The sequence below is a fragment of the Duganella sp. HH101 genome (assembly GCF_001758795.1).
Classification (GTDB): Bacteria; Pseudomonadota; Gammaproteobacteria; order Burkholderiales; family Burkholderiaceae_D; genus Rugamonas; species Rugamonas rivuli.
On the sequence record NZ_LRON01000005.1, the window covers coordinates 325,294 to 339,404 of the forward strand.

Here is a 14,111-nt window from a genome sequence, read left to right on the forward strand (position 1 = left end):
TTACATTCTGCGCGTGAATGTGTACACTTTTGCGCATGAAACGTGAAAACCTCCTGCTGCAAGAGCGCCACGACCTGATACTGAAGCAATTGGAGGCCGACGGCCGCGTGATTGCTTCCGTGCTGGCGCTGGACCTGAACGTCACCGAAGACACCATACGGCGCGACCTGCGCGACCTGGCCGCCGCCGGCTTGTGCCAGAAAGTGTATGGCGGCGCCGTACGCATCGCCGCCGCGCCGGAATCTGGCACGCTGACCCAGCGCCTGGGCCGCCAGCAGTCCGGCAAGTCGCGCCTGGGCGCTGCCGCCGCCACGCTGGTCAAGCCGGGCAGTGTGATCTTCCTCGACGCCGGCTCCAGCAACCTGGCCATCGCCGAGGCTTTGCCTGCGGTGCCGTTGACGGTGCTGACCAACGCGCCGTCGATTGCGGCGCGGCTGCTCGACAGCCCTCACATAGAACTGATCATGATCGGCGGCCGCGTCAAGCAGGGCCTGGGCGGCAGCGTCGGTGCGACCGCGCTGCGCGAGGTGGAGCTGCTGCGGCCCGACCTGTACTTCATCGGCGCTTGCGGTGTCGATCTGCACGCAGGCATCACCGCTGTCGATTTTGAGGAGGCGGAATTCAAGCGCCGCCTCGCAGCGCACAGCAAGGCCACCGCCGTTGTCGCCACGACCGAAAAAATGGGCGCGGTCGCTTCCTTCCTGGTGCTGCCTATCGCCCAATTGACTCACCTGGTCGTCGAGCATGATAGCGATGCGCGGCTGATGGATGCCTATTCCGCAGCCGGCACCCGCCTGCTGCGCGCCGAATAAAGAAAGCGCATCTGATGACCACCGGTTTACAACAACGAATTTCTACCCGCCTGGCCTTCCTGGCCGCAGGCATGGCGATGTCGGCCTGGGCGCCGCTGGTGCCGTTCGCGCAGGCGCGCACCGGCGTGCAGCAAGGGGAGCTTGGTTTGCTGCTGCTTTGTCTCGGCATCGGCTCGCTGCTGGCGATGCCGGTGACGGGCGTGCTGGCTGCGCGCTTCGGCTGCCGCCGCATCATTCTCGCTTCCGGGCTTGGATGCTGTCTGGTGTTCCCTTTCCTGGCGATCGCGCCGACGGCGTGGTTGTTGGCGCTGGCGCTGTTCCTGTTTGGCGCGACGATAGGCACGCTGGATGTGGCGATGAATATCCAGGCCGTGATCGTCGAGAAGGAATATGACGGCGCGCTGATGTCGGGCTTCCATGGATTGTTCAGCGTGGGCGGCATCGTCGGTGCGGGCAGCATGACGTTGATGCTGTGGGCGGGGCTGGACCTGGTCGCGGCGTCGCTGGTGCTGGCGGCGGCGGTCGCGCTGGTGCTGATCGGCGCAGGCCCTTATCTGCTGCGCGATCCCGCGCCGTCGGAGCGCGACGCACCGCTGTTCGCCATGCCGCGCGGCGCGGTCGTTTTGATTGGCGCCTTATGCTCGCTGGTGTTCCTGGCCGAAGGTGCTGTGCTGGACTGGAGCGCGGTCATGCTGACCAGCGGCGGCGGCTTCACGGCCGGGCAGGGTGGCCTTGGCTACGCGGCTTTCGCTTTGGCGATGACGGTGGGGCGGTTGAATGGCGACCGGATGGTGCAGCGCTGGGGCGGCCACCGCCTGCTGCTGTTGGGCGGCTTGTGCGCGGCGTTGGGATTCCTGATCGTGGTGCTGGCGCCGTCGCCGTGGATCGCACTGGCTGGCTTCGCGCTGATCGGCACTGGCGCTTCGAACATCGTGCCGGTGCTGTTCAGCGCAGCGGGCAGCCAGAAGGACATGCCGGCCAGCCTGGCCATCAGCGCCATCACCACCATCGGCTACGCAGGCATTCTGGCTGGGCCGGGATTGATAGGATTCGTGGCCCACGCATTCGGCTTGCAGTTGGCGTTCGCAGGCCTGGCCTGCGGCATGTTGCTGGTGGCGGCTAGCGGCTGGTCAGCCGTTCCAGGCGCAGGCGGTGGCGCTCGTCGGTGACGCTGCGCGCCGCCAGGTAGACGGCCACCGTGACCGACAGGCCGCTGCCGCCGGCCAGCAGGAACATCAGCAGGATTTGATAGCGCACCGCGTCCATCGGGTCCATGCCCGCGAGGATCTGGCCGGTCATGATGCCGGGCAGGGTGATGATGCCGGCCGCCGACATCTGGTTGATGAGCGGGATCAGTCCCTTGCGCACCGATTCGCGTATCAGCGGCGCCAGCGCTTCGTTGCGGGTTGCGCCCAGCACCAGTTGCGCCTCGATTGCGGCGCGGGAGTTGACCACGCCGCCGTAGAAGCAGTCCAATCCCAGGCTGGCGGAATTGAGTACGTTGCCCAGCACGATGCCGATCAGCGGAATCGCGTACTGTGGCTCGTACCAGGGCGTCGGATGCAGCACCGTGAACAGCGCCAGCATCACGGTGGCGATGCTGGACAGGCCGACGCTGGCCGTCGCCAGCCACACGCCCGGCCAGCCGCGCAAGCCGTGTGCGGGCCGCATCGCCACCTCGCGCGCGGCGGCCACGATCATCAGCATCGCCACGGCCAGCGTGGCGGCGGGCGAGGCCAGTGCGAACACCCAGCGCAGCACCAGTCCAACCAGCAGCAATTGCACCACCATGCGTACGGCGGCCCACAGCATGCTGCGCTGCATGCGCAATCCCAGCCACGCCGAGATGCCGGCGTTGAGCAGCACCAGTGAAGAGGCGATGGCCAGGTCGATCGCGCCTGGCTGGATCGGTGCCATGCCGGTGCTCATGGCGCGGCCTCGTTTTCTTTGAGTTGGCGGTCCCGCATCGTCATGCTGCGGTGGCCCAGCGTTTGCGCCTGCGCCTCTGAGTGCGTCACCAGGATGATGGCCAGGCCCGCCGCCAGTTCCTTTTGCAGCAGCTTTTCGGTGGCGGCGACGGATTCGGGATCCAGCGCGGCGGTGGGCTCGTCGAGCAGCAGCACTTGCGGTTGGCAGGCCAGCGAGCGTATCAACGCCATCCGCTGGCGTTCGCCGGTGGACAGGCGGGTGATGTCGCTCTCCAGCAGCGACGGCGGCAGATTTAGTTGCGGCAGCAGTTCGCGCACGCGGTCCATCTGCGCGGGCTTGAAATGCTCGCCTGCGGTCGGCAGCCACCATGCCGCTTCGGCGGGCTGGTAGATCACGCCGGCCCGCCACGCAGGGGCGCTCATGCCGGAGCGCGGCAGGCCGTTCAGCAGGGCCTCGCCGGTGTTGGGATCGAGATCGCACAGCATCCGCAGCAGCAGGCTTTTGCCGGCGCCGGACGGGCCGGAGATGGTCAGGCACTGGCCCGCGTCCAGATCGAAGGAGAACGGGCCGGCCAGCGGCGATTGCAGGTTGCGGATGCGCAGGCGCGGGTGCTGCATGCGGCTAGACCAGGCCGTCGAACAGCAGCACGTCGACCATCTCGCCGGCGGCGACGCTGGCTTGCGCTTCGCGCAGCACGACGATGCAGTTCGCGTCGGTCATGGAGCTCAAAATGCCCGAGCCCTGCGCGCCGGTGAGGCGCACTTGCGGTTCGCCGCCTGCGCCGGTGCTCAGTATGCCGCGCTGGTATTCGGTGCGGCCGGGGCGTTTGCGGATCGCTTCGGTGGCGCGGGCCTGCATCACCGGCTGCGTCGCCTGCGCGCCCATCATGCGCAGCAGCGCGGGACGGGCGAACATGTAGAACGACACCATCACCGCCACCGGATTGCCGGGCAGGCCAAACAGCCAGGCGCTGTGTGCCTCCGTGGCGATCTTGCCGAAGGCGAGCGGGCGGCCGGGACGCATCGCCAGCTTCCAGAAGGCGACGTCGCCCAAGCGGGCCATGATGTCGCGGGTGTAGTCGGCCGCGCCTTCGGAAACGCCGCCGGATGTGATGACGGCGTCGGCCTCGGTGCAGGCCTGGCGCAGCGCCGCTTCCAGCGCGGCGGGATCGTCGCGCACGATGCCCAGGTCGATCGCTTCGCAGCCGAGCCGCGTCAGCATGCCGAATAGCGTGTAGCGGTTGCTGTCGTAGACGCAGCCGTCGTCGAGGCGGTCGCCGAGCGAGCGCAGTTCGTCGCCGGTGGAGAAGAAAGCCACGCGCAGCTTGCGCTGCACCGTCACTTCGCCGATGCCGAGCGAGGCTACCAAGCCCAGGTCGGCGGGGCGCAGGATTTTTCCCTTAGCCAGCGCCACGCCGCCGGCTTTCAGATCCTCGCCGGCGAAGCGGCGGTTGGCGCCGGTGCGGATGGCGCCGTGCGGGATGGTAACGCTGTCGCCGTCGATGTGCGAGGCCAGTTCCTGCGGCAGCACGCTGTCGCAGCCGGGCGGGATGGCGGCGCCGGTCATGACGCGGATGCATTCGCCGGCTTGCGGCGTTTGCGTGCAAGGGCGGCCGGCGTAGGCTATGCCGATCACCTTGAACGTGGCGTCGGGCGCGCCGGCTTCGGGCAGGTCGGCGCCGCGCAGCGCGTAGCCGTCCATCGCCGAGTTGTCGTAGGCCGGCACGTTGATCGGCGAGATGATGTCTTCGGCCAGCACGCGATCGAGGGCGCCTTGCAGCAGCGCGCGCGTTTCGGTTGCGGTGACGGGCGTGATGCGTTCGCAGATGATGCGCTGCGCTTCGGCCACGGGCATCGCGCCGGGATCGCCGATGGCGGGTGCTGCCGGTGCGGATGGCTCGCTGGCGCTGGCCTGCTCGTGCATCTGCAGCTCGGCCAGCGTGTTGATGTTGCGGAAGGCGTCGGCGTCGTCGAACATCACTTCGGCCACGCGCAGCGATTTGATCCAGCTTTCCATGCGGCGCGCGCCGGTGTCCAGGTAGGCGTCCAGCTGCGGCAGCAGGCTGGCTTTCATCAGCGCGAACACCGGGTGCGGCTGGCGATACGGTTCGGCGCCTTCCCCGGCTTCCATGGTGACGGCCAGCGCCACGTCGGCGTTCTGCTCCAGCAGTGCCGCGTGCAGACGTTCGGCCAGGTCTGCGGGCAGGAAGGGCGAGTCGCAGGGAGCGGTCAGCAGCAGTTCGGTGGGGCAGTACTGCAGGCCGATCTGCAGGCCGGCCAGCGGGCCTTCGAAGCCGTCAAGATAATCGGGCAATACCGGCGCCGCGCCGGCCACCGCCTGGTACTGCGGCAGGTTGCGGTTGGCGTTGATGACGACGGTGGCGACTTGCGGCGCCAGGCGGCGCATCGCATGTTCGACCAGCGTGGCGCCGCGAAACGGCTGCAGGCCTTTATCGACGCGGCCCATGCGGGTGCCGCGTCCACCAGCCAGTATCAATCCGGTGATCTTGCTCTTCAAAGACAAACTACCCTCCGATGTAAGACATTTCCACTTTGGCGGCGCGGGCTTCCAGGCCGTCGGTGTTATTGGTCCGCAGTTCCGAGTAACGGTCGCCGCGCGCGCGCCACAGGTGGGCCAGCACGGTGCCGATTTCGGCGTCGCTGCGGCCGTCGCGCAGCAGGGCGCGCAGATCGTGGCCGCTGCTGGCGAACAGACAAGTGTACAGCTTACCCTCGGTCGACAGGCGTGCACGGGTACAGTCGCTGCAGAATGCGTGGGATACACTTGAGATCACGCCGATCTCGCCAGCGCCGTCGGCGTAGCGCCAGCGCGCGGCGGTTTCGCCGGTGTAGTTGGCGGACAGCGCTTCGAGCGGCATCTCAGCGTGGATGCGGCTTACCACCTCGGCCGAGGGGATGACCTCGTCCATTTTCCAGCCATTGGATGCGCCGACATCCATGTATTCGATGAAGCGCAGGATGTAGGGCGTGTGCTTGAAATGGCGGGCCATCGGCAGGATTTCCTGGTCGTTCATGCCGGCTTTGACCACCATGTTGATCTTCACCGGGCCCAGGCCCACTTGGTGCGCAACGTCTATCCCGTGCAGCACGTCGTCGACCGAGAAGTCGACGTCGTTCATGCGCTGGAAGACGGTGTTGTCGAGCGCGTCGAGCGAGACGGTGATGCGTTGCAGGCCGGCGTCCTTCAGCGACTGCGCCTTGCGCGCCAGCAGGGAGGCGTTGGTGGTCAGCGTCAGGTCCAGCGGTTTGCCGTGGACGGTCTTGAGCTCGGCCAGCATGGCGATCAGGCGTTCGAGATTCTTGCGCAGCAGCGGCTCGCCGCCGGTCAGGCGGATTTTCTCGACGCCGTGGGCGATGAAGGTCTTGGCCAGGCGGGTGATTTCCTCGAACGACAGCAGGGAGGTGTGCGGCAGGTATTGGTAGTCCTTGTCGAACACTTCTTTGGGCATGCAGTAGACGCAGCGGAAGTTGCAGCGATCGGTGACGGAGATGCGCAGATCGTGCAGCGGGCGGGCCAACTGATCGCTCAGCAGGCCGGTGGGTGTTTCCAGGACTGCGGGGATGGCTGGCGGCGCGCGGCGCTGGCTGGCCATCATGATGATTTTCTCTGCCATGACTCTACAATCTTGCTGTTTTTGAAATGCGGGACGACATCTGAGGAATACAAGAAGCTACGATAGCACGTCGCCGCCAACTCGGTGGGCTGGGCTGCCATTAAAAAAGCCCCGCCGGCCTGACCGCGCTCAAGAGCGCGCCCAGTGCCGGCGGGGCTTTTTTGGTTTGCTACCCTGGCGCGATTAGCGGCGGGTGTCCACCTGGACCAGCGGCTCGTCAGCTTGCGGCGGCAGCGGCTTGCGTTCGCGTGGAACGCGGGCCGGTGCTACTGCCTTGGCGGCGGCTTCCTGCGCTGCGCGCAGTTTGGCCGGATCGGTGGCGGCCAGCGTCAGGCCGGCGGAGCCGAGCACTGCCTGCAGGTCGATCGGCGCCGACGGTGCCGGTGCAGCCACTGGCGCTGGTGCTGCCACCGGTGCAGGGGCAACGGCGACCGGAGCGACTGGCTCGGCGACCACTGGCGCTGCGACTGGCGCCGGCGCCGGGGTAGGCGCTGGTGCTGGTGCAGCAACCACCGGTGCGGCTTCGACGATGGCTGGAGCGGCAACTTCGGCCACCACTGCCGGCGCTTCGGCGACGACTGGCTCAACGACTGGCTCGGCGACGACCGGCGCTTCGACCACAACCGCTACTGGCTCGGCGACGACCGGCGCTGCTTCGACCACTGGTGCGGCTTCCACAACAACGGCGGCTGGCTGTTCAGCCGCTGCCGGTGCGGAGACTGGCGCTGGCGTCACAACTGCTGCTGCGACTGGCTCGGCGGCCTGTGCTTCGACTGCTGGTGCTGCCACGGCAGCTTCCGCTACCGGAGCTGCTGCAACCGCTGCCGCTTCGGCGACTGGCACGAAGCTCAGGGCGATTTGTTCGCCTTGCTCGCCGGCTTCGGTTGCTGCCGATTCCTGGCCTTCCTGGCCTTCCACGCCTTCCGTACCTTCCGCGCCGTCGCGGTCGCGGCGATTGCGGTTGCGGCCACCACGACGGCGACGACGACGCGGTTCTTCACCGTCCACCGCTGCTTCGTTTTCATCACCCTCAGGACCGGCGTTCGGCGCGGTTTTCAGGATGCTGGTGGTCGCTTCGGCCACAGGACCGGTCGACGGCACGCCTACGTTCAAGGCCAATTCTTCAACCTTGGCTTCGACCGGGGCTTTCTCGCCGCGCGGCTCGCGTGGAGGACGCGGCGTGCGTTCTGCGCGTTCCGGACGCTCGGCGCGTTCTGCGCGTTCGCGTGGGACCTGGCCTTCCGCTGCCTGGTTTTCACGCGGTTCGCGCGGCTCGCGCGGTGGACGCGGTGCGCGTGGCGGACGGCCGTTGGCGTCTGCCGCCTTGGCTTCGTCCTGGCCTGGACGGGCTGCGCCCGGTTCGCGCTCTTCGCGCTCGCCGCGGCCGCCGGCCTTGCCGTTACGGTTGCGGCCGCGTGGGCCACGGGCGTTGCGGTCGCCGCGGTCGCCCGAAGGCGCCTTGACCACGATGGTCGGCTGCTGCGGCAGGGCCGGGGTTTCCGGTTTGCCGGTGAAGAAGCTGATCAGCTTGGCGAAGAAACCTTGCTCGGCCGGTGCAGGCGTTGGGGCCGGCGCTGGCTTGATGACGGTTTCGGTCGGCTTGCGCTCGACCAGCGGTGCTGGCTGGTCCGGGGTGATGGTCTTGACCATGGCTTCCTGGCGCGGCTTGGCTTCTTCCTTCTGGCGCTTGCTGTAGGCCATGTCGGTTTCGGCTTGCTCGGCCAGCGAGTAGCTCGCCTGGCTGTCTTCCAGACGCGGATCGTCGTGCTTGATGCGCTCCAGCTTGTAGTGCGGGGTTTCCAGGTGCTTGTTCGGCACCAGGATGATGCTGATGCGGTGGCGGGTCTCGATCTTCAGCACTTCGCCGCGCTTTTCGTTCAGCAGGAAGGCTGCCACATCCACCGGCACTTGCACGTGGATGGTGGCCGAGTTTTCCTTCATGGCCTCTTCCTGGATGATGCGCAGCACTTGCAGTGCGGACGATTCGGTGTCGCGGATATGGCCGGTGCCGGAGCAGCGCGGGCAGGTCACGTGCGAACCTTCCGACAGCGACGGACGCAGGCGCTGGCGCGACAGTTCCATCAGGCCGAAGCGGGAGATCTTGCCCATCTGGACGCGGGCGCGGTCGTGGTGCAGCGCGTCCTTCAGGCGCTGTTCGACTTCGCGCTGGTTCTTGGCCACTTCCATGTCGATGAAGTCGATCACGATCAGGCCGCCCAGGTCGCGCAGGCGCAGCTGGCGGGCCACTTCTTCGGCGGCTTCGCAGTTGGTGTTGAAGGCGGTGGTTTCGATGTCCGAACCGCGGGTGGCGCGGGCCGAGTTGACGTCGACCGAGACCAGGGCTTCGGTGTGGTCGATGACGATGGCGCCGCCCGATGGCAGCGGCACGGTGCGGCTGTAGGCGGTTTCGATCTGGTGTTCGATCTGGAAGCGGGAGAACAGCGGCACGTCGTCGCTGTAGCGCTTCACGCGGTGCACCATGTCGGGCATCACGTGGCTCATGAACTGGTGAGCTTGTTCGTAGATGTCGTCGGTGTCGATCAGGATTTCGCCGATGTCAGGCTGGAAGTAATCGCGGATGGCGCGGATCACCAGCGACGATTCCTGGTAGATCAGGAAGGCGCCCGATGCCGATTTGCCGGCGCCTTCGATCGCGCGCCACAGTTGCATCAGGTAGTTCAAGTCCCATTGCAGCTCGTCGACGTTGCGGCCGATGCCGGCGGTGCGGGCGATGACGGACATGCCTGGCGGCAGGTCCAGCTTGTCCATGGTTTCGCGCAGTTCCTGGCGCTCTTCACCTTCGACGCGGCGGGAAACACCACCACCACGCGGGTTGTTCGGCATCAGGACCAGATAGCGGCCGGCCAGCGAGACGAAGGAGGTCAGGGCCGCGCCTTTGTTGCCGCGCTCTTCCTTTTCCACCTGGACCATGATTTCCTGGCCTTCGCGCAGCGCTTCCTTGACGGAGGCGTTGCGGACATCCACGCCTTCGCGGAAGTAAGTGCGTGCTACTTCCTTGAATGGCAGGAAACCGTGGCGATCTTCGCCATAGCTGACGAAGCAAGCTTCCAGCGACGGCTCGATGCGGGTGATCACGCCTTTGTAGATGTTGGATTTGCGCTGTTCGCGGCCGGCGGTTTCGATGTCGATGTCGATCAATTTCTGACCGTCGACGATTGCTACGCGCAGTTCTTCTTGCTGCGTAGCATTAAACAACATGCGTTTCATTTTTATTAACTCCGCGACCCGTAGGTCATCTCTGTGCCGCTCGGTTTCTTAGGACCGAGGCAGCGTGGTACAGGGATATACGCGAGAATTAATGTGATTGCGGTGGGTATGCCCATCCTGTGCGGCGCAGAAACGCGAACGAAAACGTCCGCATTGCGGCCGCAACTGGGCGCATGAGTCGATCGACATGCCGAGTGCTCGCATCACCTGCAACTCATCCATGCGGCCCCTACGGACGGCAGAGAAATGCAGGCGGTGAGCAACGTCGTTGAGAGCCAAATCCGAACCAGGCTTACGTACTACAAGTATCGCAACTTCGCGAAGATACAATGCTTCAGGCTTGTTTCAGCCGTCCATCGAGCTTGCAGCAAAGCATGGGGTCTGGCGAAAACGGCAAGCGTTATCAACTTCATCAACCGGCCAGCTTGACTGTAGGCCAAGCTGGCCGGACTTTATCCTTACAATCCAACCATATTAATTCAGCATCCTTGCAGGCATCCGATTACAACAACGGTGCAACCTTGATTCCGGCAGGGGTGGTGCGTATACATTTTTTCCTCTGAATTTGCAATTTGGCGAGGCCAGTGGAGACGCCCCTGTGTAAAATGTGCTTTTATTCTTACACTTGCCGCAGATTGAACCGCAGCGAAACAATTATATATTCAAAATGAAGGACTTAGAGAGATTTCTGGGAAGACAGAGCAAATGAAGCAACAAAAAGATGTTATCCCACCTTCAACACCCCAGGTTGGCCTGCCGGTTCCGCTGCAAGCACAGTTCGTCACCATTACTGAAGAAGAAGCAGGTCAGCGCATCGACAACTACCTGCTGCGCGTATGCAAGGGCGTACCGAAAAGCCACGTCTATCGCATTTTGCGTTCAGGGGAAGTACGTGTAAACAAGGGCCGCATCGATCAACTGTACCGTCTGGTACAGGGGGATGTGGTCCGTATTCCGCCGGTCCGCATCGCGGAAAAGGCCGATACCACCCACGTGCCGGCGGCCGAATTCAAGGTCATTTTCGAGGATGCCCACCTGCTGGTGATCGACAAGCCGGCCGGCGTGGCCGTGCACGGCGGTTCCGGCGTGTCCTTCGGCGTGATCGAGCAGCTGCGCGCCTCGCGGCCGGACGCCAAGTTTCTGGAACTGGTGCACCGGCTGGACCGCGACACCTCGGGCTTGCTGTTGCTGGCGAAGAAACGTTCGGCGCTGACCAACCTGCACGAGCAGATGCGCGACGGCCACACGGACAAGCGCTACCTGACGATGGTGGCGGGCGATTGGAAAAACTCCCGGCAACACGTCAAGCTGCCGCTGCATAAGTACACCACCGCCGACGGCGAGCGCCGCGTGGCGGTACAGGCCGACGGCATGCCGTCGCACACGGTGTTCACGCTGCTGAAGAAATTCAAGGATTTCGCGCTGCTGGAAGCCGAGCTGAAGACCGGACGCACGCACCAGATCCGCGTGCATCTGTCATCTTCCGGCTTCGCCATCGTAGGTGATGACAAGTACGGCGATTTCGCCCTGAACCGCGTCTTGCTGAAGGCCGATGCCACGCGCGGCGCGCTCAAGCGCATGTTCCTGCACGCCCATCAGATTACGTTTACCCATCCGGATTCCGGCAAAATCATGACGCTGAATGCGCCATTGGCCGCCGAATGTGAGCGATTCTTGGTAAGCTTGGGGAAACCTCTTAACTAATCGCAAATATTATTGAAGGAGCCGGCTTGCGGTAGCAGGCCGGAACACATGGCAAGAAAGCAATTTGATTTAATCGTCTTCGATTGGGATGGAACGTTGATGGATTCCACATCAACGATCGTGAAATGCATACAGGCGGCGGCTCGGGACCTGTCGTTGCCGATTCCGCGTGAAGAGCTTGCCGCCCATGTGATCGGCCTGGGTCTGCATGAAGCCATGCAAGCCGTGCTGCCGGAGATCGATCCCTCCTACTATCCGCGCATGGTGGAGCGTTATCGCTATCACTTCCTGTCGCGCGATCACGAGCTGACGCTGTTCCCCGGCGTGCACGACATGCTGACCGAGCTGTCGCAAAACGGTTATTTCCTGGCCGTGGCGACGGGCAAGAGCCGCGTCGGCCTGAACCGCGCCATGAACGATGTCAAACTGCTGTCCATGTTTGACGCCACCCGTTGCGCTGACGAAACCTTCTCCAAGCCGCATCCCGCCATGCTGCAGGAGCTGACGCGCGAGTTGGGCCAGGATATGCGACGTACGGTGATGATCGGCGATACATCGCATGATTTGCTAATGGCGAACAATGCCGGCGCGTCCGCCATCGCGGTCCAGTACGGCGCCCATCCGGCCGACCAGCTGGCGGCCTGCAATCCGCTGTACTCGGCCGCCACGGTGGCCGAGCTGCACCAATGGCTGAGCGAGCACGCATGATGGCGGGCGAAGATATCCTGATCTGCGATGCCGACGCGGTGGTGGAGGGGGGCAAGGGCGTGCGCTTCCTGGTGACGGCGGGCGGCGACGACGGCACCGGTTTCGTGGTGCGCTACGGCGGCAAGGCGTATGCCTACCTGAACCGCTGCGCCCATGTGCCGATCGAACTGGACTGGGCCGAAGGCGAGTTCTTCGAATCCAGCGGCTTGTACCTGATGTGCTCCACCCACGGTGCGATTTATGTGCCGGACAGCGGTTTCTGCGCCGGCGGCCCGTGCAAAGGCGGACGTTTGCGCCCGATCACGGTAGTCGAGCGCGATCAGCAGATTTTCTGGCAACCGGATGACTATGTGCGCCCCGCGCGCGCCTGACTAACCATACGAGAACTATGAGCGATAACACGAGCGAAAATGGCGGCAACGGCGCCGAAAACCCTGCATCGACCGCGCCGGCCCAGGCGCCGGCACCGGCCAAGGTGACGGTCCAGGCTTCCAGCTGGGAGCGCGAAGTGCTGGAAAAGCTGGTGTTCGCCACGCTCAAGGAGCAGAAGGCGTCGCGCCGCTGGGGGATATTCTTCAAGGCGGTGACGCTGCTGGTGATTATCGTCGGCCTGAGCGCCTACCTGGACATCAGCTGGACCGGCTCGGAAGAGACGCTGGGCCGCCACACGGCGCTGATCGAGATCGAAGGCGCGATCGAATCGGAAGGCAGCGGCGCCGCCTCGGTGGTGATCCCGGCGCTGAACAAGGCGTTTTCCGACAGCGGTTCGGTGGCGGTGGTGATGCACATCAACAGCCCGGGCGGCAGCCCGGTGCAGGCCGGCATGATCGTCGATGAGATGGTGCGCCTGCGCAAGGGTTATCCGGCCAAGCCGCTGTACGTGGTGGTCGATGAAATCTGCGCCTCCGGCTGCTATTACATTGCCGCCGGCGCCGACCGCATCTACGTCAACAAGGCCAGCATCATCGGCTCGATCGGCGTGCTGATGGATGGTTTCGGCTTCACCGGCATCATGGAAAAGGTCGGCGTCGAGCGCCGCCTGCTGACGGCCGGCGAGAACAAGGGCTTCATGGACCCGTTCAGCCCGCTGACGGAAAAGCACAAGCAATACGCGCAAGCTATGCTCAACGAGATCCACCAGCAGTTCATCCAGGTGGTGCGCGCGGGCCGCGGCAAGCGCCTGAAGGAAACCCCTGACATGTTCTCCGGCCTGTTCTGGACCGGCGCCAAGTCCATCGACATGGGCCTGGCCGACGCCTTCGGCACGGTCGACAGCGTGGCGCGCGACGTGGTCAAGGCCGAGGACATCATCGACTACACCCAGCATGAAGGCTTGCCTGAACGCGTGCTGAAGAAATTCGGCGCGGCGATGGGCGCGGGGGCAATGAAATCGGCGGTGGACAACGTCAAACCCAGCTTGCGCTGACAGGGGCGGGTGTTAGCCGCAGTGATAGGATCACTGGACTTCCGATTAACATTATCAATCCAGCCTTTTTCAGGCTTGCATATCCAAGCTGGTGGACTATAGTGGTGTTGTAGTTCTTTCCAAGGGGGGCCGATATAAACAATTTATCTTGTTGTCAGCACGATCTTGTTCAGTTTGATGGAACTACTCAGCTGCATCATTGATGCGGAGTAGAGAGAATTTCGATTCCTCGTAAAGAGTCCTGTAATGGGGCTGAAAACAGCGGCGCAATGCCGCTGTTTTCAATTGGGGCCTCGCTTTGCGCGAAGCCGCCGGCGTCCAGCCAGGCCAGGAAGCCCGCCTGCCGGGCGGCGTGCCATGCTTCCTGTGCGCCGCCGGCCGCATCGCCGGGCAGCACGCAGCTGCGGCAACGCGCCAGCAGCAGCTCGGTCCTGTGCGTGGCGGCCTGTTCCTGCGCCGCCGTCGTGACGGTAATCGTTACGGTAAATGAGGTAGACATGATGGGCGCCTGCTGAGTATTTCCTAGTGCATTAGGCGGATTCCTAATGAGGTTTCAGTCTATCAATGCAATCCCCCCGGGACTTGATTTGCATCAAGAAAGCTCACCGTCCTGGACAGATGCTGCGGCGCAACAGGCGCTGCCTTTCCGCTGCCACCCGCATCCTGTAAA

General features: G+C 64.3%; 12 protein-coding genes. 6 read left to right on the top strand and 6 right to left on the bottom strand.

The features are described 5' to 3' along the window. The first annotated feature begins 35 nt into the window (after positions 1-35). The gene (locus tag DUGA2_RS11005) at positions 36-812 is read left to right on the top strand and encodes a DeoR/GlpR family DNA-binding transcription regulator (RefSeq protein WP_070269322.1); all 777 of its coding nucleotides are present in this window, start codon (positions 36-38) and stop codon (positions 810-812) included. Positions 813-826: 14 nt separating this feature from the next. Further along, positions 827-1,981, top strand: coding sequence for an MFS transporter (locus DUGA2_RS11010; protein WP_070269323.1), 1,155 nt, complete (start codon positions 827-829; stop codon positions 1,979-1,981). Here DUGA2_RS11010 and fetB read toward each other — a convergent pair. The 5 genes from fetB to DUGA2_RS11035 all read right to left on the bottom strand — a co-directional run bounded on the left by fetB (position 1,932) and on the right by DUGA2_RS11035 (position 9,603). Beyond that, complete coding sequence (gene fetB / locus DUGA2_RS11015) at positions 1,932-2,741, bottom strand: iron export ABC transporter permease subunit FetB (RefSeq protein ID WP_210402549.1); 810 nt, start codon at positions 2,739-2,741, stop codon at positions 1,932-1,934. The two genes, DUGA2_RS11010 and fetB, sit on opposite strands and share 50 nt — an antisense overlap. After that, positions 2,738-3,358: an ATP-binding cassette domain-containing protein gene (locus DUGA2_RS11020; protein ID WP_070269324.1), complete on the bottom strand. Its 621-nt coding sequence runs from the start codon at positions 3,356-3,358 to the stop codon at positions 2,738-2,740. Before DUGA2_RS11020 ends, fetB begins: the two co-directional genes overlap by 4 nt. 4 nt (positions 3,359-3,362) lie before the next feature. After that, positions 3,363-5,264, bottom strand: a complete 1,902-nt coding sequence (gene glp, locus DUGA2_RS11025; protein ID WP_070269325.1) for a gephyrin-like molybdotransferase Glp — start codon at positions 5,262-5,264, stop codon at positions 3,363-3,365. A gap of 1 nt (position 5,265) precedes the next feature. Further along, a complete protein-coding gene (moaA, locus tag DUGA2_RS11030; RefSeq protein ID WP_070269326.1) occupies positions 5,266-6,375 on the bottom strand; it encodes a GTP 3',8-cyclase MoaA in 1,110 nt (369 codons plus the stop codon). Between the two features lie 183 nt (positions 6,376-6,558). After that, a complete protein-coding gene (locus DUGA2_RS11035; RefSeq protein WP_070269327.1) occupies positions 6,559-9,603 on the bottom strand; it encodes an Rne/Rng family ribonuclease in 3,045 nt (1,014 codons plus the stop codon). A gap of 705 nt (positions 9,604-10,308) precedes the next feature. On the opposite strand from DUGA2_RS11035, the gene DUGA2_RS11040 reads away from it, so the two are divergent. The 4 genes from DUGA2_RS11040 to DUGA2_RS11055 are packed head-to-tail and all read left to right on the top strand — an operon-like array spanning position 10,309 to position 13,441. After that, positions 10,309-11,307, top strand: coding sequence for an RluA family pseudouridine synthase (locus DUGA2_RS11040; RefSeq protein ID WP_008451405.1), 999 nt, complete (start codon positions 10,309-10,311; stop codon positions 11,305-11,307). A gap of 48 nt (positions 11,308-11,355) precedes the next feature. Beyond that, on the top strand, positions 11,356-12,015 hold the full coding sequence (locus DUGA2_RS11045; RefSeq protein WP_043481300.1) for an HAD-IIIA family hydrolase: 660 nt from the start codon (positions 11,356-11,358) through the stop codon (positions 12,013-12,015). Then, on the top strand, positions 12,012-12,386 hold the full coding sequence (locus DUGA2_RS11050; RefSeq protein WP_141753232.1) for a Rieske 2Fe-2S domain-containing protein: 375 nt from the start codon (positions 12,012-12,014) through the stop codon (positions 12,384-12,386). The genes DUGA2_RS11045 and DUGA2_RS11050 overlap by 4 nt, the downstream gene beginning before the upstream one ends. A gap of 17 nt (positions 12,387-12,403) precedes the next feature. Then, a complete protein-coding gene (locus tag DUGA2_RS11055) occupies positions 12,404-13,441 on the top strand; it encodes a S49 family peptidase (RefSeq protein WP_070269328.1) in 1,038 nt (345 codons plus the stop codon). 196 nt (positions 13,442-13,637) lie between these two features. Here the strand turns inward: DUGA2_RS11055 and DUGA2_RS11060 are convergent, their stop codons facing one another. Continuing rightward, the gene (locus tag DUGA2_RS11060) at positions 13,638-13,940 is read right to left on the bottom strand and encodes a hypothetical protein (protein ID WP_070269329.1); all 303 of its coding nucleotides are present in this window, start codon (positions 13,938-13,940) and stop codon (positions 13,638-13,640) included. Positions 13,941-14,111 lie beyond the last annotated feature (171 nt).

Excerpts from the sequence above, each read along its gene's own strand:
- DUGA2_RS11005 (WP_070269322.1), top strand. The coding sequence starts at position 36 with ATGAAACGTGAAAACCTCCTGCTGCAAGAGCGCCACGACCTGATACTG.
- DUGA2_RS11010 (WP_070269323.1), top strand. The coding sequence starts at position 827 with ATGACCACCGGTTTACAACAACGAATTTCTACCCGCCTGGCCTTCCTG.
- fetB (WP_210402549.1), bottom strand. The coding sequence starts at position 2,741 with ATGAGCACCGGCATGGCACCGATCCAGCCAGGCGCGATCGACCTGGCC.
- DUGA2_RS11020 (WP_070269324.1), bottom strand. The coding sequence starts at position 3,358 with ATGCAGCACCCGCGCCTGCGCATCCGCAACCTGCAATCGCCGCTGGCC.
- moaA (WP_070269326.1), bottom strand. The coding sequence starts at position 6,375 with ATGGCAGAGAAAATCATCATGATGGCCAGCCAGCGCCGCGCGCCGCCA.
- DUGA2_RS11035 (WP_070269327.1), bottom strand. The coding sequence starts at position 9,603 with ATGAAACGCATGTTGTTTAATGCTACGCAGCAAGAAGAACTGCGCGTA.
- DUGA2_RS11040 (WP_008451405.1), top strand. The coding sequence starts at position 10,309 with ATGAAGCAACAAAAAGATGTTATCCCACCTTCAACACCCCAGGTTGGC.
- DUGA2_RS11045 (WP_043481300.1), top strand. The coding sequence starts at position 11,356 with ATGGCAAGAAAGCAATTTGATTTAATCGTCTTCGATTGGGATGGAACG.
- DUGA2_RS11050 (WP_141753232.1), top strand. The coding sequence starts at position 12,012 with ATGATGGCGGGCGAAGATATCCTGATCTGCGATGCCGACGCGGTGGTG.
- DUGA2_RS11055 (WP_070269328.1), top strand. The coding sequence starts at position 12,404 with ATGAGCGATAACACGAGCGAAAATGGCGGCAACGGCGCCGAAAACCCT.
- DUGA2_RS11060 (WP_070269329.1), bottom strand. The coding sequence starts at position 13,940 with ATGTCTACCTCATTTACCGTAACGATTACCGTCACGACGGCGGCGCAG.